Genomic DNA, 22,030 nt, shown 5'->3' on the forward strand with positions numbered 1-22,030 from the left:
CGGCGGCGCCGGTCGCGGCGGTCCCGCTGTATCAAGGCCGGGCCGGTGCCTCGGCGGTCGCGGGGAAATCGCCGGCGTAGACCTGGGTCAGCCGGGCCGGGTCGAGATGCGCGCGCAAGGCCGCGTTGACCGCCGCGACACTTGCCTGGCGGATCTTCTCCTCGCGTTCGGCGGTGACCAGCATGGTGCGGCCCAGATAGCGCTGGTTGGCCAGGTTGGCGGCCAGTGCGCCATCGTCGCTGCGGCCGACCGCGGCCTCCTGCAGCAGGCCGTTCCTGGCCTCGGCCAGTTCTTCCTCGGTGATCCCGTCCTTGACCAGCCGCGCCAGTTCCTCGTCGACCGCGCGACGCAGCTTGTCGAGGTTCTGCGGCGCATATTGCGCCTGCAGCGCGAAGCTGCCGGCATCGTCCAGCGAGCCGATGCGCAGCATGCTGGCGACCGCATAGCTGATGCCGTCGCGCTGGCGCAGCCGGTCGGCCAGCCGGCTCTTCAGGCTGGCACCGCCGAACACGCGGTTGGCGATCAGCAGCAAAGGATAGTCGGCATCCTCGGTGGTCAGCTTGACCGGCAGGTTCGCCACATAAACGGCGCTGGCCTTGTCAGGCGTGCGCAGCACGATGGCGGCCGGGGCGATGTCGAGGTAGGGGCGCGGCACGCGGGTGAACGGTGCCGGCGCGCTCCAGTCGCCGAACAGGGTGGCGAGCTGCTCCTTGGTGGCGGCGGGATCGAAGTCGCCGACCAGCGCGAGCTGGGCGTGGCTGCTGCCGTAGAAGCGGGTGTGGAAGTCCTTGAGGTCTTCGACGCGCACGCGCCGCAGGGCGGCGATACGCTCTTCGAGGGTGTCGGTATGGCGCGGGTCGCCTGCCGGGTAGGGGTCGCCGTGGCGTGCCAGGGCGTTGCGCGCCAGCGCGCCGGGCTCGGTGAGCTGGCCTTCCAGTCCCGCGATCGCCCGGCTGCGCAGGGTTTCCAGCTCGCTGGCCGGGAACTGCGGCGCGCGTAACACGTCACGCAGCAATGCCAGCAGGTCGGGCAGGTAGGCCCGGCGCGTCTGGAAACGCACCGTGACCCGTTCCGCATCGCCGCTGATCGAGACGCCTGCCTTGAGAGCCTCCAGGCGGTCGGCGACCTGGCGGAAGTCCAGCGCCCCCGCGCCGCGCACCAGCATGGCGGCGGTCAGGCCGCCCGCGGCATCCAGTCCCTGCAGGCTGGCCGTGTCGCCCATGCGCAGGTACAGCACGCCGCTCACGCTGCCGCCGCGCGTCGGCTTCGGCAGCAGGCTGAGCTGCATGCCGTTGGCGAGCGTGGGCCGCAGCGTGCCGGCCTCGATATTGGCCGGCGAGGGATCGAACGCGGCGATCGGAGCCGCCGCCGGCTTGCCCTGGTAGCCATCGACCATGGCCGCGATCTCGGCCTGGCCGAGCGGTGCCGGAATGGTCGTGCGCTGCGGCTGGGCGGTTGGCACGAACTGGCCCAGGGTGCGGTTGGCCGGCTGCAGATAGTGCAGTGCCACGCGCTGCACGTCTTCCAGGCTGGCTTGCGCGATGCGGTCGCGGCCGATCAGGAACAGGCGCCAGTCGCCCTTGGCGATGGCTTCCGACAAGGCCAGCCCGTAAGCGGCGGGGTCGTTCAGGGTCTCTTCGTAGGCGTTCAGCAGCCGCGTGCGGGCACGCTCCAGCTCGTCGGCCGTGACCGGCCGCGCGGCGAAGCCCTCCAGCTCGGCCAGCAGGGCCTCGCGCGCCGGCGCCAGCGGCTTGTCCTTGCCGGCCACGGCGACGAAGATCGCAGAGCCCGGATCCTTGAGCGCGCGCAGGATGCCGCCCTGCGCCGATGCCTTGCCGCTCTCGACCAGGGCGCGGTAGAGGCGGCCGCCCGGCGCGCTGGTGAGGATGTCGGCCAGCAGCGCCATCGCCGCCGTATCGGCATGGGCGCCCGGAGCGATATGGTAGTGCGCCATCACCGCCGGCACATCGCCGGTCCGGTTCAGGGTCACCTCGCGCGGGCCTTCCTGCGGCGGCTCCACGGTATGCTCGGCGGGCAGCGCCCGTGCCGGCCGCGGCACGGCGCCGAAGTAGCGCGCGACCCGCTCCAGCGTGGCATCCCGGTCGAACTTGCCGGTTATCACCAGCACGGCATTGTCGGGCTGGTAGTAGCGCCGGTAGAAGGCCTGCAGGCGCTCGATGCCCACCTGTTCGACGTCGCTGCGCGCGCCGATCGGCGCATGGCCGTAGTTGTGCCACTGGTAGGCGGCGGCCACCACCTGCTGCAACAGCACACTGTTCGGATTGTTCTGCCCCATCTCCAGTTCATTGCGCACCACCGTCATCTCGCTGTCCAGCGACGACCTGGCGATGAAGCTGTGGACCATGCGGTCGGCCTCCATGCGCAGGATCCAGTCGAGGTTGTCCTCGCTGGCGGCGAAGGTGGCGAAATAGTTGGTGCGGTCCTGGGCGGTGGTGCCGTTGAACTGCATCCCACGGCGTGCGAACTCGCGCGGGATCGTATCGCCAGGATAGGCCGGCGTGCCCTTGAACAGCAGGTGCTCCAGCAGGTGCGCCATGCCAGTTTCGCCGTAGTTCTCGTGACGGCTGCCGACCAGGTAGGTGACGTTCACGGTGGTGACCGGCTGTGCCGCGTCCGGCGCCAGCAGGATGCGCAGGCCGTTGGGCAGGCGGTATTCTGTGATGCCCTCCACCGAGGTGACCCGGGCGGGCAGCGTGCTCGCCGCGGGCGGGACCGGCACGGAACTGAGCGCGCAGGCGGGGACGGCGTTCAGCAGCAGGCTGCAGGCCAGGGCAAGGGCGGCGAGTGGGGTCGTGTTGGCTTGGGTGGGCAGGCGCATGCAGGGTTCGAGGCGATGGCGGGAGTGGCTTCGATGTGGCGTTTGATGTACACGAAGCGGAAGGACATTCTAGACGGAGTGGGGGCGGGCAGAGGGGAAGGACAGGTCCGATCGGATCGTTCGTTGGAAAAGTCAGATGGATCGGACAGGTGCGACGGATGCCGGGCCCGGCTGGGCATCCGCCGCGCGCGGGTCGCGCGCGCGGCGCCGCGGTGTTAGACTCCGTCCTCGCAAAGCAGGCCAGACAATCGCTGCTCGCCGCCGTCAGGCGGCGAGGGGAGGAAAGTCCGGACTCCACAGGGCAGGGTGTTGGCTAACAGCCATCCACGGCGACGTGCGGAATAGGGCCACAGAGACGAGTCTTGCCGCCGGGTACGCCTGGCGGCAAGGGTGAAACGCGGTAACCTCCACCTGGAGCAATCCCAAATAGGCAGGCATCGAGGCGGCCCGCTGAGCCTGTGGGTAGGGAGCTGGAGCCGGTCGGTAACGGTCGGCCTAGAGGAATGGTTGTCACGCGTGGCTCGCCGTCAGGCGGGCCGCGCGCACAGAATCCGGCTTATCGGCCTGCTTTGCTTCTCTTTCCAGCGCACGGCCGGGCACGCGCCGGCCGTGTCCGGAGGCGCCTCAGCCTTCAACGATTTCCACGCTGTGGGTGATCTCGGCGGTCTTGGCCAGCATGATCGAGGCCGAGCAGTATTTCTCATGCGATAGCGTCACCGCGCGCTCCACCGCGGCCGGGCTCAGGTTGTGCCCGGTAACGACGAAGTGGAAGTTGATGCGCGTGAACACCTTCGGATCCTCGCCGGCCCGCTCGGCTTCGAGCTTGACGCTGCAGCCGCGCACATCGTGCCGGCCGCGCTTGAGGATCAATACCACGTCATAAGCGGTGCAGCCGCCGGTGCCGAGCAGCACCATCTCCATCGGGCGCGGTGCCAGGTTGTGGCCGCCGCCATCCGGCGCGCCGTCCATGGTCACCAGATGACCACTGCCGGTCTGGGCGATGAAGCTCATCCCCTCCGGGCCCGTCCAAGTTACTTTGCATTCCATGTGAGTCCGTCCTGTGTCCTGGGTTCTGTTCGGTGCGTTCCTGTTCGCAAACGCGTGATGGTCAGGCCTTGCTTTTGCCAGTATATCGTCTACAGCGAGAGTGCCGCTTGAGCCGGTTTACGCCGCACAGTTCGAGGGTTTCTTCTAAGATGACGCTTTGGTGACAAGCATGATTGATATGTAAGTGTTTGATAAATAACGGATTCATGTGGCAATGTTGCGTCCGCACAATTTTTTACAATGCGGTAAGGCATTTCGCACTGCAAATTTTCTTGCGTCGCACAAGCGCTCATGTATAATGGCTTCCATTGAACGACGGCATCCGCAGCGCGCCAGAGTGCGAAAGCGAACAGCTCAGCCCGCACCGCCCGCCGCCTCCGTCGATCTCCAGGTGTCTCCTCCACCCTCCTCCTTTGGTGGATTCAAACCCAAGCCTAGCGCTTGGGTTTTTTTTCGCCTGTCGGTCGTGCCGTCGGTCGTGCCGAGTCCTGGATGGATACTATCCGGCGCCGCTCAGTCCTCGGAACTTGACGATGGGGCTCGCTTTTGCTTGTGCGTCGAGCAGTTGACCGAGTATAATCTACGGTTTTCCGTCATGCCCGCGGAAGAGAATTCAGGGAGAGCCTGCACACACAAGCAGGAAGGCCAGGTCCCAAGGACCGGCCGATCGCCGGCGCATGCGACTGGTCTCGCATGGCACGGCAAGTTTCGGGCAGGTTCTACAAGTCTCAGGAAAAATCATGAAGACCTTTTCCGCCAAGCCTCACGAGGTAAAGCGCGACTGGTACGTGATTGACGCGACGGACAAAGTCCTCGGCCGTGTCGCCAGCGAAGTGGCACGCCGTCTGCGCGGCAAGCACAAGCCGGAATTCACTCCGCACGTCGACACCGGTGATTACATCATCATCGTCAATGCAGCCAAGCTGCGTGTCACGGGTACCAAAGAAACGGACAAGAAGTACTATCGCCACACGGGCTACCCGGGCGGTATCTACGAAACCACGTTCGGCAAGATGCAGCAGCGTTTCCCGGGCCGCGCCCTGGAGAAGGCTGTCAAGGGCATGCTGCCGAAGGGTCCGCTGGGCTACGCGATGATCAAGAAGCTGAAGGTGTACGCCGAAGCCGAGCATCCGCACGAAGCGCAGCAGCCTAAGGCGCTGGAAATCTAAGGGGGCCATCCATGATCGGAAACTGGAATTACGGTACCGGCCGCCGCAAGAGCGCTGTGGCTCGTGTCTTCATCAAGTCGGGCAAGGGCGACATCATCGTCAACGGCAAGCCCATCAAAGAGTATTTCGCTCGCGAAACCTCGCTGATGATCGTGCGCCAGCCGCTGGAACTGACCTCGCACGGCGAGACCTTCGATATCAAGGTCAACGTGAACGGTGGTGGCGAAACCGGCCAGGCCGGTGCCGTGCGCCACGGTATCACCCGTGCCCTGATCGACTACGATGCCACGCTGAAGTCCGCGCTGTCGAAGGCCGGCTACGTCACCCGCGATGCGCGTGAAGTGGAACGTAAGAAGGTCGGTCTGCACAAGGCACGCCGCCGCAAGCAGTTCTCGAAGCGCTGATGCGCGCTTGCCGGGGTTGCTGCCCCGGCAGGTCGAGAGAAAAACCGCACGGTCACCGTGCGGTTTTTTTTTGCCCTGCGCGGGTGGCGGCGCAAGCGCAGGGGCGAAAGCTCGCCAACATGTACCTTGCCGTCATGGCGGTGCCCCGTGCGGCTACAATCGCAGCGCGTTGCCGCGCGGCCGGTGGGAATCCACAGGGCCGGCCCGGCAAGAGGAGGAAGCTATGTTGTTTTCGAAGAAGAAAGGCCTGACGATCGATACCCTGATCGGCCGCGAGGCGGTGATCGACGGAGATCTGTCCTTTGCCGGCGGCCTGCGCCTGGACGGGCGCGTGCGCGGCAACGTGGTGGCGCTGGCAGGCCAGCCCAGCATGCTGGTGCTCAGCGAGAGCGGCCGCGTCGAGGGCGAAGTGCGGGTCGCCCATCTCGTGCTCAACGGCACCGTGGCCGGGCCTGTGTATGCCAGTGAACTGCTGGAGCTGCAGTCGCAGGCCAGGGTGCATGGCGAAGTGCATTATGCAGCTCTCGAGATGCAGCAGGGGGCCCTTGTCGAGGGCCGTCTCGTGCCGCGGGTGCAGGGCGAAACGCGGGCGTTGCCGGCGCCGGCCGAGGCCGGTGCGAGCGATGCCGCCGCCGTGGGCGAGGACGCCGGCCTGGCCAACGTGGCCGATGCGGAGGCTGCGAGCGAAGGGGCCGATCCGGTACCGCCGCCAGCCGCAGCCGAGGCGCGGGCTGTGGCTGGCGCCTCGGACGCCGCACAGGCGGCGCCGCGCGAAGAGGCGGCGCTGACCGCGGTGGCGGGTCTGCGCCAACGGAGTGCCGCTTGAGGCATGCAGGAGGCGGGTGGCGGCCAGAGTCCCTTGAATTCACGGGGTTTCGGCACGATCTCGCCAGAGCGCTTAAAATACCGGCGTATCTAAACAGGAGAACCCCATGAACGCAGTCGCCGAGGCACCCGTTACCGAGGACGTGCCGGCCCCGTTCGTCTTTACCGACAGCGCTGCCGACAAGGTCAAGGAACTGATCGAGGAAGAAGGCAACGCCAACCTGAAGCTGCGCGTGTTCGTGCAGGGCGGCGGTTGCTCCGGCTTCCAGTACGGCTTCACCTTCGATGAAGACGTCAACGAAGACGACACCACGATGCAGAAGAACGGCGTCACCTTGCTGATCGACTCGATGAGCTACCAGTACCTGGTCGGCGCCGAGATCGATTACAAGGAAGACATCAACGGTGCGCAGTTCGTGATCAAGAACCCGAACGCGACCACCACCTGCGGCTGCGGCTCGTCCTTCTCGGTCTGAGTGTCGCCGGCCTGGCCGGCTCGCGGGATCGCCCCGGGGCCGCCAGGACGAGAGGCAGGAATCGAGCGCACTTCGGTGCGCTTTTTCTTTTCTGCTTCCTGTGCCTGCCGTCCGCTACGCCCGGACGGCGGGTGCGCGCCAGACCACGGGGAACCAGTCTTCGCGCAACCGCTCGCCATCGCGCTGGCCGATACCGGGGAAGGGCGGCGAGGTGCGCCCCGGGCGCTCGATGAAGCGTACGTCGTCGCCCAGGAAGCGCGCCGAGAAGGCGCGTCGGCGGCCTGTGCCCTGGTTGCCCGCCGCACCGTGCACGGTGCGGAAATCGAAGACCACGGCATCGCCGGGGGCCAGTTGCGGAGCGACGATCCGATGGCTGCCGTCCTCGACGTCGGGCATGTCCATGAAGCTGTCGCGGCCGGCATAGAAGTTCTCGTTGCTGGCCCAGCGCTTGGGGCGCACCAGCTTGGGCCAGCGGTGCGAACCCAGGACCACGCACAGGGTGTTGGTGGCGTCGACCGGGTCCAGCGGGATCCAGTAGCTGGCGGTCTGCAGGCCATCCACGCAATAGTAAGGCAGGTCCTGGTGCCAGGGCGTCGGCTTGTCGGTGCCGGGTTCCTTGACCAGGATGTGCTCGTGGAAGACCTGCACCGCACTGGCGCCCATGATGCGGCCGGCGATGGCCGCGGCGGGCGAGCGGCGGATGAAGTCCTCGAACGGCGCGATGCGCTGCCAGTTGCAATAGTCCTCGAAGAAGCGGCCGCGCTCGCCCCCGCGTACATTCTCGATGGCGAAGGGACCGGGCTGCGCCAGGTTCTGCGCGAAGCCCTCGCGCAGGGGCTCGACCCAGTCGCTGAAGGCACCGCGCAGCACGAGCGCGCCATCGCGCTGGTAGGCCTCGATCTGTTGCGTGCTGATTTCCATCAAGCTTTCTCCCTGATCCGACTTTCTCCCTGATCCGACGGCAACGACGACATCGTCCGGTCTCCCGTGCCGGCTGCCGCAAGTATGGTCTGCACGCCTTCATAGGAAAAGCATATATTTCCTATCTTCCAATATAGGAAATCATGATCCCCTTTTCCTTTCGTCAGCTCGAGTACTTCATCGCCGCCGCGGAGCAGGGCAGCATCAGCGCCGCCGCCCGCGCGCGCCACGTTTCGCAGCCCTCGGTATCGCAAGCCATCGCACAACTCGAGCAGGCGCTCGGCGAGCCCTTGTTCCACCGCCGCATCAGCCGCGGGCTGGAGCTGACGCCTGCCGGCCAGCGCCTGCTGGGGCGTGCCCGCGACATCCTGGCGCTGGCGGCGGACCTGGGCGGCGCGGGCGCCGGCCAGGCCGCGCTGTCGGGCCAGCTGGCCATCGCCTGCTTCCAGGACCTCGGGCCGTACTACCTGCCGCGCTTGCTGGCCGGCTTCCGGCAGCGCCACCCGGCGGTGGAGGTGACCTTGCTCGAGTCGGACCTGGCCAGCGTCCACCGCGCACTGGGCAGCGGCAAGGCCGAACTGGCGCTGACCTACGATCTGGGCTTCGATGCCGGCGTGGAGCGCTGGACCCTGGCGCAACTGGCGCCCCATGCCCTGCTGCCGGGCGACCATGCGCTGGCGCGGCTGCCGGCCGTCAGCCTGCAGGAACTTGCCGGGCAGGTGCTGATCCTCGAGGACATCGCGCAGACGCGCGAGTATTTTCTTTCCTTGTTCTGGGCGCAGGGCTTGCGTCCGCGCGCGCTGCAGTACACGCAGACCTTCGAGATGCAGCGCGGGCTGGTCGCGCACGGCTATGGGGTGGCGCTGTCCTGTACGCGCCCGGCGGGGGATCAAAGCTATGACGGCAGGCCGCTTGCCTGCCGTCCATTGCGCGACGCGGTCGAGCCGCAGCGTGTCGTGCTGGCCTGCTCGCCGGCGATGCGGCCGGCACCGCTGGCGCGGGCCTTTCTGGCGTGGGTGCGGCAGACCGTTCCGGAAGCGGCCGAAGGCGGCGCAGCGTGAGGTGCGCCGGTGCGGCCGCTCAGCGGGGGTAGAGCGCGCCCAGCACGCGCGGCCCGGCGGCACCGGTCACGGTCGGCACGTTGCCGGCGGCCCGCTGCAGGCACTGGCGCGCCAGCCACGCGAAGGCGATGCCCTCTACCTGCGAGACCGGCACGCCGAAGTCCGCGCTGGTCTGCACCGAGACGCCGGGCAGTTCCTGCGCCAGGCAGGCCATGACATGCGCATTGCGGGCGCCGCCGCCGCACACGATCAGCCGGCGCGCATCGGGCGCGTAGGCGCGCACGTCGGCGGCGATGGCGCCGGCGGTCAGCGCACCCAGTGTGGCCTGCACGTCGGCTGGCGGCAATTCGCCGGCGGCACCCAGGCGGGCGTCCAGCCAGGCCGGATGGAACAGGTCGCGCCCGGTGCTCTTGGGCGGCGGCGCGCGGAAATAGTCCTCGTCGCGCAGCCGCTGCAGCAGCGCCACGTTGACGCTGCCGCTGGCGCCCCAGGCACCGCCGGCATCGTAGGGCAGGCCGCGCCGGCTGGCGATCCAGTGGTCGAGCAGGGCATTGCCGGGGCCGCAATCGAAGCCGGTCACCGGCCGGCCGCTGTCGGCCGCCGGCAGGATGCTGATGTTGGAGATGCCACCGATATTGCAGGCCACGCGGGTTTCGCCGGCCGTGCCGAACAGGGCGTGGTGCAAGGCCGGCACCAGCGGTGCGCCCTGGCCGCCGGCAGCCACGTCGCGGCTGCGGAAATCGGCCACCACGTCGATGCCGGCCAGCTCGGCCAGCAGGGCCGGATGCTGGCTCTGGCGCGTGTAGCCGATGCCATCATACTGTCCGGGGCGGTGGCGGATGGTCTGGCCATGCGCGCCGATGGCGCAGACATCCTCGCTGCCGAGGCCGGCTTCGCGCAACAGCGTGGCCGTGCAGTCGGCGTAGACGTGCGCCAGTGCATTGGCGGCGAGCGCCTCGCGGTGGACCTCGTCGGGCCCCGGCTGCTGCAGCGCGCCGAAGGCCTCGCGCAGCGCCGCGTCGAAGGGCTGGTGGGCGGCGGCCAGCACCAGCGGGCGCGGACCGGAGAAGTCGACCAGCACGCCGTCGGCCCCATCCATGCTGGTGCCGGACATGATGCCGATAAAGCGTGCATTGAGGGTCATGGTCCGGCTCCGTCCGGTCGGGTGCGGGGCGCCGCCTCGCTCAGTTGCTGGCGGTCAGCACGTTGTAGGTGCGCAGCGCGTTGATGCGGCTGAGCATGCTGCTGGTATAGCTCAGGAACTGCTGGCGAGCGGGTCCGCTCAGCGCGGGCGATTCCATCAGCGCTGTGGTCAGCGGATTCTGCGGTACGTCATTGTGGCGGAATTCGTAGTGCAGGTGCGGTCCGGTGGCCCAGCCGGTCTGGCCGACGAAGGCGATCACCTGGCCCTGGCGCACATGCTGGCCGCGCTGCACGCCGGCAAAGCCCGACAGGTGGGCGTAGTAGGTCGAGTAGCCGTTGGCGTGCTTCAGGATGACCAGGTTGCCGTAGCCGTTCTGCTGGCCGACGAAATCGACCTCGCCATCGCCCGAGGCGAACACCTTGGTGCCGACCGGCGCGGCGAAGTCCACGCCCTTGTGCTGCGCCCAGTAGTGATGCAGCGGGTGGTCGCGCCCGCCGAAGCCGGACGAGATGCGGGTGAACTCGACCGGTGTGCGCAGGAAGGGCCGCTGCATGCTGCGGCCGTCGAAGGTGTAGTAGGCGCCGCTCTTGCTGCCTTCCGGCGCATACCAGAGCGCCTGGTACAGCTCATTGTGGTTGATCAGTTCGACCGCCATCACGCGCCCGTTGCGCACCAGGCTGCCGTCGCGGAAGCCTGCCTCGTAGACGATGCGGAAGCGGTCGCCGCGCGCGATATCGTGCTGGAAGTCAATCACGCCCGAGAAGATCGAGATCATCTGCTCGACGATCTCATCGGGTACGTTGGCGGCGTCCATCGCGTTGAAGAAGCCGCCGCTGCCGATCGCGCCCGACGCCATCTCGTAGCGCGTCTCGTTGCCCACCGTCTGCACGCGTGCGCGGTATTGCGGGTTGAGGTCGTCGCCGCCGGCTCGCTCGATCACCAGCAGGCGGGAGTTGGCCACGTCGCCGCCGAGGTTGGCCTGCAGCGACACCAGCAGGTTGCGCTCGTCGACTTCCGCCTGCACGGCCTGGCCCGGCTCCAGGCCGAACAGGCCGCGCGCGGTCGGATTCCTGGCGATGAAGGCCTGGGCATCGGGATCGTCCACGCCCAGCCGCTTGAGCAGCGTGGCGATGGTGTCGCCACGCAGCATGCGCTCCTGGCGCACGTAGGTGGCGTCGCTGTCGGTCAGCTTGTCGAGCTGCTCGCGCAGGTCGGGCAGGCGCATCGGCTGCAGCACGCGCGGTGCCTGGGGATCGTCGTAGGCCGAGCGCGGGGCCACACCCATGGCGGCGGCCATGCCCAGCGCGAACACCGTGCCTACCGCCGCCGTCAGTTGCTTGCGGCGGCGCGCATGGTGCGCGTTGGTCGGGTCGACGAGTACCACCAGCTCACGCGCGAAAACTTCGCGGAGTCTGGACCACATCACGTAAAATTCACTCTTGGTTTGGCCCCGCTGCCGCGACGATTTGCTTCGTCTGCCTTCGCTCCCCGAGGTGCGGTGCGGGCGCTTTGCATTTGCCGCCTACAATGGCGGTTGGCCGCGGGATTGCTCCCGTCGCGCCGGAAGGGCGGATTGTACCAGATTCCCTGCCGGTGGCCGTGTCGAATTCTCATGTTTTTCAACGACTTACGTCATGACTGAAGTGTCCTCCGGCCCCGCGGCCAACTACCCCCTGACGCCGTCGGTGATGCACGCCCTGGAGGTGTCCAAGCGCGGCTGCGACGAACTGCTGATCGAATCCGAGTGGCTGCAGAAGCTGGCCCGCAGCGAAGCGACCGGCGTACCGCTGCGCATCAAGCTGGGCCTCGATCCGACCGCCCCGGACATCCATATCGGCCACACCGTGGTGCTCAACAAGCTGCGCCAGCTGCAGGACCTCGGCCACCAGGTCATCTTCCTGATCGGCGACTTCACGTCCACCATCGGCGACCCGTCCGGCCGCAACGCCACGCGTCCGCCACTGACGCGCGAGCAGATCGAAGGCAACGCCCAGACCTACTACCGCCAGGCCAGCCTGGTGCTGGACCCGGCCCGCACCGAGATCCGCTACAACAGCGAGTGGTGCGATCCGCTCGGCGCGCGCGGCATGATCCAGCTCGCCGCCAAGTACACCGTCGCCCGCATGATGGAGCGCGATGACTTCACCAAGCGCTTCCGCTCAGGGGTGCCGATCTCGGTTCACGAGTTCCTCTACCCGCTGATGCAGGGCTATGACTCCGTGGCGCTGAAGTCCGACCTGGAGCTGGGCGGCACCGACCAGAAGTTCAACCTGCTGGTGGGCCGCGAGCTGCAGAAGGAATACGGCCAGGAGCCGCAGTGCATCCTGACCATGCCGCTGCTGGTGGGCCTGGACGGCGTCGAGAAGATGTCCAAGTCGAAGGGCAACTACGTCGGCGTCACCGAGGCCCCGGGCGAGATGTTCGGCAAGCTGATGAGCATCTCGGACGACCTGATGTGGCAGTACTACACGCTGCTGTCGTTCCGTCCGCTGGCCGAGATCGAACTGATGAAGCAGGAGATCGCGCTGGGCCGCAATCCGCGCGATTGCAAGGTGATGCTGGCGCAGGAGATCGTGGCGCGCTTCCACAGCGCGGCCGATGCCGAGAAGGCGCTCGAGGACTTCAACCACCGCGCGCGCGGCGGCGTGCCCGACGAGATTCCCGCGGTCAGCCTGGGCGGTGCGCCGCTCGGCATCGCCCAGTTGCTGAAGCAGGCCAATCTCGTGCCCTCGACTTCCGAGGCCAACCGCAATATCGAGCAGGGCGGCGTCAAGATCGACGGCGCCACGGTCAGCGACAAGGGGCTGAAGGTGGCCGCAGGTACCTATGTGGTGCAGGTCGGCAAGCGCCGTTTCGCCCGCGTGACGCTGTCCTGAGCGCGGGGCGCAAGCACATGATCGCCCTGATCCAGCGTGTCTCGCAGGCGCGCGTCACCGTCGGCGAACGGACCACCGGTGCCATCGGCGCCGGTCTGCTGGCCCTGGTGTGCGCCGAGCGCGGCGATACCGAGGCCCAGGCCGAGCGCCTGCTGGCCAAGCTGCTGGCCTACCGGGTCTTTCCCGACGAGGCCGGCAAGATGAACCTGGCCGTGCAGAACATCGATGGCAAGGGCGGCGCCGGCGGGCTGCTGGTCGTGTCCCAGTTCACGCTGGCCGCCGACACCAACAGCGGCACGCGGCCGAGCTTCACCCCGGCGGCGTCGCCCGAGGACGGCCGCCGCCTGTACGAGCATTTCGTGGCGCGGGCCCGGGTCTTGCATCCGCAGGTGGAGACCGGCGAGTTCGGTGCGATGATGCAGGTCAGCCTGACCAACGATGGCCCGGTCACGTTCTGGCTGCGGGTGCCGCCCGCGGCATGAGGGGCGCGGGCTCGTTTCGAGCAAGGAGAGTCAAATGAAGATCTGGAGCAAGTCGTTCGCCGACAACGGTCCGATCCCTGGCGAATACGCCTTCTGCGTGCCCGACGCAGCCAGCCACGTGGCGCTGTCGAGCAACCGCAATCCGGACCTGGAGTGGGACGAGGTACCGGCCGCCACCCGCTCCTATGCGCTGATCTGCCATGACCGCGATGTCCCCAGCCGTGGCGACGACGTCAACCAGGAGGGGCGCGAGGTGCCCGCCGCGCTGCCGCGCGTGGACTTCTACCACTGGGTGCTGATCGACATCCCTTCCGGCCTGCGCTCGATCAGCGCGGGCTCGCACAGCGACGGCGTGATCGCGCGCGGCAAGCCCGGCCCCGAGGCGGCCGGCGGCACGCCCACCGCGGGCGGCCTGCGCCATGGCCTGAACGACTACACCGGCTGGTTCGCCAGCGACCCGGACATGAAGGGCGACTACTTCGGCTATGACGGCCCCTGTCCGCCGTGGAACGACGCCCTGGTGCACCACTATGTGTTCACCGTCTACGCGCTGGACGTCGAACGGTTGCCGCTGGAGGGCAGCTTCACCGGCGCGCAGGTGCTCGCGGCGATGGCCGGCCACGTGCTGGCGCAGGCCAGCCTGACCGGTACCTACACGCTCAATCCGAAATTCGCCAAGTAAAGACCAAGAAGACCGGAAAAGCCGGGCAGGGTGCACTGCACGGCGTCCCGCAACGAGGAAACGGCATGTCGCAGAGCTTCGGGCCGCACGCACTGGCCATGACCCACCTGATCCTGATCCGCCACGGCGAGACGGCCTGGAATCGCGAGCGGCGCCTGCAAGGCCAGCTCGATATCCCGCTCAACGGGACCGGCCAGGCACAGGCCCGCGCGCTTGCCGGCGCGCTCACCGGCGAGCCCATCGATGCCGTTTATTCGAGCGACCTGTCGCGCGCGCTGCAGACCGCCACGCCGCTGGCCGAGGCGCTCGGGCTGGCGGTGCGTCCGGAGCCGAGGCTGCGCGAACGCTGTTACGGCGTGCTCGAGGGCATGAGCTATGCCGAGGTGGCAGAGCGGCGCGCCGAGGACTTCGCGCGCTGGCAGGCGCGCGTGCCGGACTACGCGCCGGAGAACGGCGAAAGCCTGCGCGGTTTTCACCAGCGTGCGGTCGAGATCGCGCTGGCGCTGACGCGCCGCCATCCCGGCGAACGCATCGCGCTGGTGGCGCACGGCGGCGTGCTCGACTGCCTGTACCGCGAGGCCACCGACATGACGCTGGAAGCGCCGCGCCAGCACGAACTGCTCAACGCCAGCATCAACCGGCTGCGCTGCGATGGCGACCGCCTGTCGCTGATGCAGTGGGGGGACATCCAGCACCTGGAGGCGCTGACGCTGGACGAAGTGGACCGGCGCGTGCCCTGAGCGCGCCGCCGGTCGTCGGCCGTGCGCTGCTGCCGCCCGCTCAGACCCGTACGCGGAATGGGGTGAAGTCGGTGCCGCGGTCGAACCAGTCCTCATGCTCCGCCGCCTTGAGGAAGGCGACCACCTTGTAGGTCACCGGCGTCATCACCACTTCCCAGCCGGTCTTCAGCACGTACTGGGCGATGGCCACCTGCACCACCTTCTCCAGTGGCCAGATGCCGTAGAAGGCGATCACGTAGAACAAGGACGAATCGACCAGTTCGCCCGCCAGTGTCGAGCCGATGGTGCGTGTCCACAGCCAGCGGCCGCCGGTCCACAGTTTCATCTTGGCCAGCACATAGCTGTTGGCGAAGCTGCCGCAGCAGAAGGCGATCAGCGAGCCCATGGCGATGCGCCAGGTATTGCCGAACACGTCTTCCAGGCTCTTCTGGTAGTCCGCCATGAAGGGGGCCACCGGCATCCTCAGCACCACCAGGCTCATGAAGGTGGCGAAGGCCAGCGCGGCAAAGCCGGCCCATACCGCGCGCCGGTCGCGGCCGTAGCCATAGACCTCGGTCAGGACGTCGCCGAAGATGTAGGAAACCGGGAAGAACAGTACACCCGCGCCGAAGGTGACCGGGCCCAGCACGGGCAGCGTGACCTGGGCCGCCTTGGCCGCACCGATCAGGTTGGAGCACAGCAGCACCGTGACGAAGGCCGCCATCACGAAATCGTAGTAGCGGTAGACGCGGCCGCCGGTCAGGGTCTGGGCGGTGTTGGCGGTCGAGGAGGGCGGCATGTCGGTCGGCGTTTCCCGGCGATTATGCCAGCCACTGCCGCACCCCGCCTGCATGGGAAAGATCCCGGCCGCGGCCGGGATCTTCTGTGGCACCGGAGCGACAGCCGACCGCCACAGGGCGACTCCGGCACGGGCTCAGATGTTGAGCTTGCTGATCTTGGAGCCGTTCAGTGACACGTCGACCATCAGCCCGGCATTGGTCTGCACGAAGCCGATCACCGGCTGCTGGCTGACCAGGGTGTCGATGGTACCGTTGGCGCCGACCTTGATCAGCGCCACGTTGGCGTCGACGCCCGCGGTCCAGCCGCTGCTGTTGAGGAACTTGCTATAGGCTTCCGGCGTCATGAACATGATGATGACGGCCTTGGACTGGCCACCGGCGGTCAGGCCGACGGAGGCCGAGGCCGTGCTGTAGTAGCCCACGGTCTGGCCGCGGCTGCGCAGCGCGCCTTCACCGTATTCGCCGCCGACCACCAGGCCGGCGGAGAGCACGCGCGGGAACACCAGGATGCCCTGGGCGCGCTGGGCCAGCTCGCGCGAGCCGCTGACCGAGCCGTACAAGCGGTTCAGGGCACCCTCCACGCCGGCGTTGATCTGCTGGCGCTTGGCTGCGACGTCCGTCGGCGCCTCGCTGCCGGTCGTGGTGCAGCCGGTGGCCACGGCGGTCGTGGCCACGGCCAGCCCGGTGGCCGAGATCCGAAACATAAAACCGCGTCGATCCATTTGAGTCTCCATGTGAAAGACAATGCGCCGGATCCGTAACGCTCGAGCAGCAAGCCGGCTCGACTATTGTGGTCAATCCGTCAATTCCGGGCAACGCACCACAAAAAGTTTTTCAACGGCACTCAAAAACGCTTAACTCGCGCGCGGGGCGGTTCCCGCCGCGCGAGGCGGGCCAAGCCCGGGTTTGCCGCGGTGCGGCAAACCGGTCGGGGATGTAGCGGGGAATGTGGCGGGGAATGTGGCGGGGAACGTGGCGGGGAACGTGGCTGGCAATGCGCAGGGGCATGGGCCGTGGGCGGCCCGCATGCCGGCACTCAGACGGTGCCGGCCGGGTCGTACGGCGCCTCGCCGCCAGCGTCGGGTGTGGCCAGGCCGAAGTGGCGGTAGGCGCTGGCCGTCGCCACGCGCCCGCGCGGCGTGCGTTGCAGGTAACCCTGCTGGATCAGGTAGGGCTCCAGCACGTCCTCGATGGTGTCGCGTTCCTCGCCGATGGCGGCGGCGAGGTTATCGACGCCGACCGGGCCGCCGCCGAACTTGTGCAGCACGGCTTCCAGCAGCTTGCGGTCCATCAGGTCGAAGCCGGCGCGGTCCACGTCGAGCATCGACAATGCGGCGTCGGCCATCTCGCGCGTAATGGATCCGTCACCCTTGACCTCGGCGTAGTCGCGCACGCGCCGCAGCAGGCGGTTGGCGATCCGTGGTGTGCCGCGCGCGCGGCGGGCGATCTCCAGCGCGCCGCCGGCCTCGATATGGGCGCCCATCAGCTCGGCCGAGCGCGTGACGATGCGCGCCAGCTCCTGCGCCGTGTAGAACTCCAGGCGCGCGACGATGCCGAAGCGGTCGCGCAGCGGATTGGTCAGCATGCCGGCGCGCGTGGTGGCGCCGACCAGCGTGAACGGCTGCAGGTCGAGCTTGACCGAACGCGCGGCCGGGCCCTCGCCGATCATGATGTCGATCTGGTAGTCCTCCAGCGCCGGATACAGGATCTCCTCGACGACCGGCGACAGCCGGTGGATCTCGTCGATGAAGAGCACATCGTTGGCTTCCAGGTTGGTCAGCAGCGCGGCCAGGTCGCCCGGGCGCTCGAGCACCGGGCCGGAAGTCTGGCGCAGGTTGACGCCCATCTCGCGCGCGATGATGTGGGCCAGCGTGGTCTTGCCCAGGCCAGGCGGCCCGAACAGCAGCACGTGGTCGAGCGCCTCGCGCCGCTTGCGCGCGGCGTGCATGAAGATGTCGAGCTGGCCGCGCACCTTCTCCTGGCCGACGTATTCGTCGAGCAGCTTGGGCCGCAGGGCCCGCTCGAAGGCCTCCTCGTGCTTGGAGGCAGGCGCGGCCGAGATCACGCGCTCGGGGCCGGAAAGCTTGTCGGTTTCAATCATGGTGTTGGCAGGCGGAATGGCGCCATTCTACGCCCCGCGCCCGCGGCGGCAGGCACCGACCGATTTCCGTGATGCAGTGGTCTAGGACTTCGAGAGCGCCTTGAGCGCGAGCTTGATGCCCTCCGAGACGCCGGTGCCGGCCGGCACCTGCTTGATGGCGGCGCCGGCTTCCTTCTCCGAATAGCCGAGCGCCAGCAGGGCGTTGAGGATGTCGACCGCGCTGTCGTGCACCGCGGCGGCTCCCGGTGCATGGCCGAGCTCCGCGCCCAGCTTGCCCTTCAGCTCCAGCAGCAGCCGCTCGGCCGTCTTCTTGCCGATGCCGGGCACGCGCGTGAGCCGGCCGGCTTCCTGCAGCGTGATGGCCTGGGCCAGCTCCGATACCGACATGCCTGACAGCACCGCCAGCGCCATGCGCGCGCCGATGCCGGTGATCTTGATCAGCTCGCGGAAGGTATTGCGTTCGGCAGCCGTGGCGAAGCCGTACAGCAGGTGCGCGTCCTCGCGCACGATCAGCTGCGTCAGCAGCGTCACCGGCTGGCCGGTCTGCGGCAGGTTGTAGAAGGTGCTCATCGGCACGTCGATTTCGTAGCCGACGCCGTGGCAGTCCACCAGCAGGTGGGGCGGGTTCTTCTCCAGCAGCGTGCCGGCAATGCGTCCGATCATGTCTCGTGGGTCTCGAATGGCGAAGCCGGGCGTGTGGGTGCGCCCGTGCGCTTCGGGAAGAAAATCGCCGCCAGTGTAGCCGAGGGCGCGCGCCAAGGCGTCAAGCCTTCAAGGCGTCAGGAGGGCAACGGCCTGCCGGCCGAGCGTGATGCGGGTCCGATGATGACTAGCCGACCAGGCGCCCGCGGCGCACGCGCACGCCGCGCCGCGCCAGCTCCGGCGCGAGCCCGGCCAACGTGCCGAGCGCGTCGCCGCCGTTGGCATGGCAGATGGCAACGCCCAGCGCATCGGAGGCGTCGGTACCCGGCCGGCCGGGCAGGCCGAGCAGGCGCACCACCATCTCCTGCACCTGCTCCTTGTTGGCGCGGCCGTAGCCGACCACCGCCACTTTGAGCTGCATCGGCGTGTACTCGTACACCGGCAGGCCATGGCCCACCAGCCCGCAGATGGCGGCGCCGCGGGCCTGGCCCAGCAGCAGCGTGGATTGCGGATTGACGTTGACGAAAACCTTCTCGATGGCCGCGCAGTCGGGCGCATAGGTGCGCGTGACCTCGGCCACGCCGTCGTACAGGGTCTTCAGCCGCTCGGGCAGGCTGCTGTTGCCATCGCTCTTGATGGTGCCGGAGGCGATGTAGTGGAGCTGGTTGCCGCGCTTTTCCAGCACGCCGAAGCCGGTGGTGCGAAGGCCGGGGTCGATGCCTAGGATGCGCATGGTGGGAGGGGGGATGCCATGGGCACTAGTTTAGCGCCTGGCGCGGGCGGCGGTGGGATTGCCGCGCCGCCCGGTGCCTGCCGGGGCAGGCATCGGTGTGGGGACGTCAGCGGCCGGCGCCGGAAGGGCGCGGCCGGAGACGCCGGCCGTCAGTGCATCAGTGCATCAGTGGCGGAAGTGGCGGGTGCCGGTCAGCACCATGGCGATGTTGCGCTCGTCGGCGGCGGCGATCACCTCGTCGTCGCGCATCGAGCCGCCCGGCTGGATCACGCAGGTCGCGCCGGCATCCACCACCACGTCCAGGCCGTCGCGGAACGGGAAGAAGGCGTCCGATGCCACGGCCGAGCCCGCCAGCGTCAGGCCGGCGTTCTGTGCCTTGATGCTGGCAATGCGTGCCGAGTCGACGCGGCTCATCTGGCCCGCGCCCACGCCCAGCGTCATGCCGCCGCCGCAGAAGACGATGGCATTGGACTTGACGAACTTGGCGACGCGCCAGGCGAACATCAGGTCATCCATTTCCTTGGGCGTCGGGTGGCGCTTGGTCACCACACGCAGCTCGGCCGGCTGCACGTTCTTGGCGTCCGGGCCCTGCACCAGCAGGCCGCCGCCGACGCGCTTGAAGTCGAACGGGTTGAGGCCCTGGCCCAGCGGGATCTCGAGCAGGCGCACGTTCTGCTTGGCCTCGAACACGGCGCGCGCGCCGGCGGAGAACGACGGCGCGATCAGCACTTCGACGAACTGCTTGGCGACCGCCTGCGCGGCGGCTTCGTCCAGTTCGACGTTGAAGGCGATGATGCCGCCGAAGGCCGAGGTCGAATCGGTCTTGAAGGCCTTCTCATAGGCTTCCAGGGCGGAGACGCCGACCGCCACGCCGCAGGGGTTGGCGTGCTTGATGATGACGCAGGCCGCGCCGGCGGACGGGGCGAAGGACTTGACGCATTCCCAGGCCGCGTCGGCATCGGCGATGTTGTTGTACGACAGTTCCTTGCCCTGCAGCTGCACGTAGTTGGCCAGCGCGCCGTCCACGGCCTTCAGGTCGCGATAGAAGGCGGCCGACTGGTGCGGGTTCTCGCCGTAGCGCATTTCCTGCACCTTCTCGAAGGCCAGGTTCAGCGTCTGCGGGTAGCGGCTGCGCGCCTGGTGCGACTTCTCCGGGCCGAGGCTGGTCAGGTAGTTGGTGATGGCGCCGTCGTACTGCGCGGTATGCGCAAACACCTTGGTGGCCAGGCGGAAATTGGTGTCGTAGCCGACCTGGTTGCCATGGGCGCGCATCTCGGCCAGCACCGGCGCGTAGTCGGCCGGATCGACGATCACGGTGACGTCGCGGTGGTTCTTGGCTGCCGAGCGCAGCATGGTCGGGCCGCCGATGTCGATGTTCTCGATCGCGTCCGGCAGCGTGCAGTCATCCTTGGTCACGGTCTGCTGGAACGGGTAGAGGTTGACCACCAGCAGGTCGATGGTCGGGATGCCGTGCTCGGCCAGCGCGGCCATGTGCTCGGGCAGGTCGCGGCGCGCCAGGATGCCGCCGTGCACCTTGGGGTGCAGCGTCTTGACGCGGCCGTCGAGCATTTCCGGGAAGCCGGTGTAGTCGGCGACCTCGGTCACGGGCAGGCCGCTGTCGGCCAGCAGCTTGGCGGTGCCGCCCGTGGAAAGCAGCGTCACGCCCAGCGCGTGGAGTTCGCGCGCGAAGTCGACGATGCCGGTCTTGTCGGAAACGGAGAGGAGGGCTTGCTTGATCATGGCTCGGGGGGACTCTTCAAAGTAAACCGTGCTGCTGCAGCTTCTTGCGCAGCGTGTTGCGATTGATGCCGAGGTAGGCGGCGGCCAGCGACTGGTTGCGCTCGGCGCGCGTCATCACTGCCTCCAGCAGGGGGCGCTCGACGGCCTCCAGCACCATGTTGTAGATGTTCGACGGCTCCTCGCCGTCCAGGTCCCGGAAGTAGGCGCTCAGGCTGTCCCGGATGCATTGGTCGATCGCATTGCGGCTCATGCGGCAAGCAACTCCCTGTTCTTGTTGTCGGTTTCGCTGTCCTGCCCGTCCTGGTCGCCCTGCTGCGCCTCGTCCACATAGACCAGCCGGTCCGACAGCTGCGCCTGCTCGTCGAAGAAGGCGTTGACCGCGGCGAGTTGCGCCGTGCTGCTGTCCAGCGTGTTCATGTGGTGGCGGAACAGGTTGGCCCCTTTCAGGCCGCGCGTGTACCAGGCGATATGCTTGCGTGCGGTGCGCACGCCGGTGAATTCCCCGTAGAAGGCGTAGTGGTCGGCCAGGTGCTCGTTCATGATGGCGCGGATCTCGGCCACCTCGGGCGGCGGCAGCAGTTCGCCGGTGGCGAGGAAATGCTCGATCTCGCGGAACAGCCAGGGGCGTCCCTGCGCCGCGCGGCCGATCATCAGCGCGTCGGCGCCGGTCGCTGCCAGCACCTGCCTGGCCTTCTGCGGTGTGGTGATGTCGCCGTTGGCGACGATCGGGATGCCGGCCTGCGCCTTGACCGCGGCGATCGTCTCGTACTCGGCCTCGCCGTGGTAGAGGTCGGCGCGGGTACGGCCGTGGATCGTCAGCATGCTGATGCCGGCGTCTTCGGCCAGGCGCGCCACGCGCAGCGCGTTGCGGTTCTCGCGGTTCCAGCCGGTGCGGATCTTCAGCGTGACCGGCACCTTCGCATCGACCTCGGCCACGGCCGCCACCACCGCCTCGACGATGCGTGCCACCAGCGGCTCGTTCTGCAGCAGCGCCGAACCGGCCGCCACATTGCAGACCTTCTTGGCCGGGCAGCCCATGTTGATGTCGATGATCTGCGCGCCGCGCTCGACGTTGTAGCGGGCCGCCTCGGCCATCATGCCGGGTTCTGCGCCGGCGATCTGCACCGCGATCGGCTCCACTTCCCCGGTATGGTTGGCGCGCCGCATGGTCTTCTCGCTCTTCCACAACTGGGCGTTCGACGCGACCATCTCGGAGACGGCATAACCGGCCCCGAGCCGCTTGCACAGCTGGCGGAAGGGGCGGTCCGTCACGCCGGCCATGGGCGCGACGAAGAGGTTGTTGCGAAGGCGATGCGGTCCGATCTGCACGATGGCGTTCGAGGATTACCCGCTGGCGTCGGCCTGCCGG

At 68.0% G+C, this 22,030-nt stretch carries 22 protein-coding genes and 1 other RNA gene; 10 read left to right on the top strand and 13 right to left on the bottom strand.

The annotated features are described in order from the left end of the window. Positions 1–31 precede the first annotated feature (31 nt). Positions 32–2,839: a M16 family metallopeptidase gene (locus BKK81_RS04775; RefSeq protein ID WP_071011020.1), complete on the bottom strand. Its 2,808-nt coding sequence runs from the start codon at positions 2,837–2,839 to the stop codon at positions 32–34. A 232-nt stretch (positions 2,840–3,071) separates the two neighbouring features. Between BKK81_RS04775 and rnpB the strand changes: the two genes are divergently transcribed. Then, an RNA gene (gene rnpB, locus BKK81_RS04780) (RNase P RNA component class A) lies at positions 3,072–3,414 on the top strand. Positions 3,415–3,463: 49 nt separating this feature from the next. On the opposite strand, the gene BKK81_RS04785 is transcribed toward rnpB, so the two are convergent. Beyond that, positions 3,464–3,886: an OsmC family protein gene (locus tag BKK81_RS04785; protein ID WP_071011022.1), complete on the bottom strand. Its 423-nt coding sequence runs from the start codon at positions 3,884–3,886 to the stop codon at positions 3,464–3,466. A gap of 740 nt (positions 3,887–4,626) precedes the next feature. On the opposite strand from BKK81_RS04785, the gene rplM reads away from it, so the two are divergent. The 4 genes from rplM (at position 4,627) to erpA (ending at position 6,760) form a co-directional block, all read left to right on the top strand. Continuing rightward, positions 4,627–5,055 (top strand): 50S ribosomal protein L13, encoded by a 429-nt coding sequence (rplM, locus tag BKK81_RS04790; protein WP_071011023.1) that lies wholly within the window; start codon positions 4,627–4,629, stop codon positions 5,053–5,055. An 11-nt stretch (positions 5,056–5,066) separates the two neighbouring features. After that, positions 5,067–5,459, top strand: a complete 393-nt coding sequence (gene rpsI, locus BKK81_RS04795; protein ID WP_071011024.1) for a 30S ribosomal protein S9 — start codon at positions 5,067–5,069, stop codon at positions 5,457–5,459. A 223-nt stretch (positions 5,460–5,682) separates the two neighbouring features. Further along, a complete protein-coding gene (locus tag BKK81_RS04800) occupies positions 5,683–6,285 on the top strand; it encodes a bactofilin family protein (RefSeq protein ID WP_071011025.1) in 603 nt (200 codons plus the stop codon). Positions 6,286–6,391: 106 nt separating this feature from the next. Beyond that, positions 6,392–6,760 (top strand): iron-sulfur cluster insertion protein ErpA, encoded by a 369-nt coding sequence (gene erpA, locus BKK81_RS04805; protein ID WP_071011027.1) that lies wholly within the window; start codon positions 6,392–6,394, stop codon positions 6,758–6,760. A gap of 114 nt (positions 6,761–6,874) precedes the next feature. Here the strand turns inward: erpA and BKK81_RS04810 are convergent, their stop codons facing one another. Continuing rightward, positions 6,875–7,681 carry a phytanoyl-CoA dioxygenase family protein gene (locus tag BKK81_RS04810; protein WP_071011029.1) on the bottom strand — a complete coding sequence of 269 codons (807 nt, stop codon included), beginning with the start codon at positions 7,679–7,681 and terminating at the stop codon, positions 6,875–6,877. 143 nt (positions 7,682–7,824) lie between these two features. Here BKK81_RS04810 and BKK81_RS04815 point away from each other — a divergent pair, with 143 nt between their 5' ends. Next, on the top strand, positions 7,825–8,742 hold the full coding sequence (locus tag BKK81_RS04815; RefSeq protein WP_071011030.1) for a LysR family transcriptional regulator: 918 nt from the start codon (positions 7,825–7,827) through the stop codon (positions 8,740–8,742). A 19-nt stretch (positions 8,743–8,761) separates the two neighbouring features. Here the strand turns inward: BKK81_RS04815 and BKK81_RS04820 are convergent, their stop codons facing one another. Beyond that, complete coding sequence (locus BKK81_RS04820) at positions 8,762–9,886, bottom strand: anhydro-N-acetylmuramic acid kinase (protein WP_071011032.1); 1,125 nt, start codon at positions 9,884–9,886, stop codon at positions 8,762–8,764. A 40-nt stretch (positions 9,887–9,926) separates the two neighbouring features. After that, complete coding sequence (locus tag BKK81_RS04825; protein WP_071011034.1) at positions 9,927–11,309, bottom strand: M23 family metallopeptidase; 1,383 nt, start codon at positions 11,307–11,309, stop codon at positions 9,927–9,929. A 211-nt stretch (positions 11,310–11,520) separates the two neighbouring features. Between BKK81_RS04825 and tyrS the strand changes: the two genes are divergently transcribed. The 4 genes from tyrS (at position 11,521) to BKK81_RS04845 (ending at position 14,666) form a co-directional block, all read left to right on the top strand. Further along, positions 11,521–12,762: a tyrosine--tRNA ligase gene (gene tyrS, locus BKK81_RS04830; protein ID WP_071011035.1), complete on the top strand. Its 1,242-nt coding sequence runs from the start codon at positions 11,521–11,523 to the stop codon at positions 12,760–12,762. Positions 12,763–12,779: 17 nt separating this feature from the next. Beyond that, a complete protein-coding gene (gene dtd, locus BKK81_RS04835) occupies positions 12,780–13,244 on the top strand; it encodes a D-aminoacyl-tRNA deacylase (protein ID WP_071011037.1) in 465 nt (154 codons plus the stop codon). Between the two features lie 34 nt (positions 13,245–13,278). Further along, positions 13,279–13,926, top strand: a complete 648-nt coding sequence (locus BKK81_RS04840) for a YbhB/YbcL family Raf kinase inhibitor-like protein (protein ID WP_071011039.1) — start codon at positions 13,279–13,281, stop codon at positions 13,924–13,926. A 65-nt stretch (positions 13,927–13,991) separates the two neighbouring features. Then, positions 13,992–14,666, top strand: a complete 675-nt coding sequence (locus BKK81_RS04845; protein WP_071011041.1) for a histidine phosphatase family protein — start codon at positions 13,992–13,994, stop codon at positions 14,664–14,666. 40 nt (positions 14,667–14,706) lie between these two features. Here the strand turns inward: BKK81_RS04845 and BKK81_RS04850 are convergent, their stop codons facing one another. From BKK81_RS04850 to dusB, 8 genes are all read right to left on the bottom strand, one after another. Beyond that, positions 14,707–15,444: a queuosine precursor transporter gene (locus BKK81_RS04850; RefSeq protein WP_071011042.1), complete on the bottom strand. Its 738-nt coding sequence runs from the start codon at positions 15,442–15,444 to the stop codon at positions 14,707–14,709. Between the two features lie 135 nt (positions 15,445–15,579). Then, positions 15,580–16,167: a BPSL1445 family SYLF domain-containing lipoprotein gene (locus BKK81_RS04855; RefSeq protein ID WP_071011044.1), complete on the bottom strand. Its 588-nt coding sequence runs from the start codon at positions 16,165–16,167 to the stop codon at positions 15,580–15,582. A 314-nt stretch (positions 16,168–16,481) separates the two neighbouring features. Beyond that, the gene (gene ruvB / locus BKK81_RS04860; RefSeq protein ID WP_071011046.1) at positions 16,482–17,546 is read right to left on the bottom strand and encodes a Holliday junction branch migration DNA helicase RuvB; all 1,065 of its coding nucleotides are present in this window, start codon (positions 17,544–17,546) and stop codon (positions 16,482–16,484) included. Between the two features lie 81 nt (positions 17,547–17,627). Beyond that, a complete protein-coding gene (ruvA, locus tag BKK81_RS04865) occupies positions 17,628–18,209 on the bottom strand; it encodes a Holliday junction branch migration protein RuvA (RefSeq protein ID WP_071011048.1) in 582 nt (193 codons plus the stop codon). 166 nt (positions 18,210–18,375) lie between these two features. Next, the gene (gene ruvC, locus BKK81_RS04870) at positions 18,376–18,921 is read right to left on the bottom strand and encodes a crossover junction endodeoxyribonuclease RuvC (protein WP_071011050.1); all 546 of its coding nucleotides are present in this window, start codon (positions 18,919–18,921) and stop codon (positions 18,376–18,378) included. A 165-nt stretch (positions 18,922–19,086) separates the two neighbouring features. Then, entirely contained in the window at positions 19,087–20,661 is a 1,575-nt protein-coding gene (gene purH, locus BKK81_RS04875; RefSeq protein ID WP_071011052.1) for a bifunctional phosphoribosylaminoimidazolecarboxamide formyltransferase/IMP cyclohydrolase, read from the bottom strand. A gap of 16 nt (positions 20,662–20,677) precedes the next feature. Next, positions 20,678–20,911 carry a Fis family transcriptional regulator gene (locus tag BKK81_RS04880; RefSeq protein WP_071011054.1) on the bottom strand — a complete coding sequence of 78 codons (234 nt, stop codon included), beginning with the start codon at positions 20,909–20,911 and terminating at the stop codon, positions 20,678–20,680. Further along, a complete protein-coding gene (gene dusB, locus BKK81_RS04885) occupies positions 20,908–21,990 on the bottom strand; it encodes a tRNA dihydrouridine synthase DusB (RefSeq protein ID WP_071011056.1) in 1,083 nt (360 codons plus the stop codon). Before dusB ends, BKK81_RS04880 begins: the two co-directional genes overlap by 4 nt. Positions 21,991–22,030: the final 40 nt, after the last annotated feature.

The organism is Cupriavidus sp. USMAHM13, from assembly GCF_001854285.1.
Taxonomy (GTDB): Bacteria; Pseudomonadota; Gammaproteobacteria; order Burkholderiales; family Burkholderiaceae; genus Cupriavidus; species Cupriavidus malaysiensis.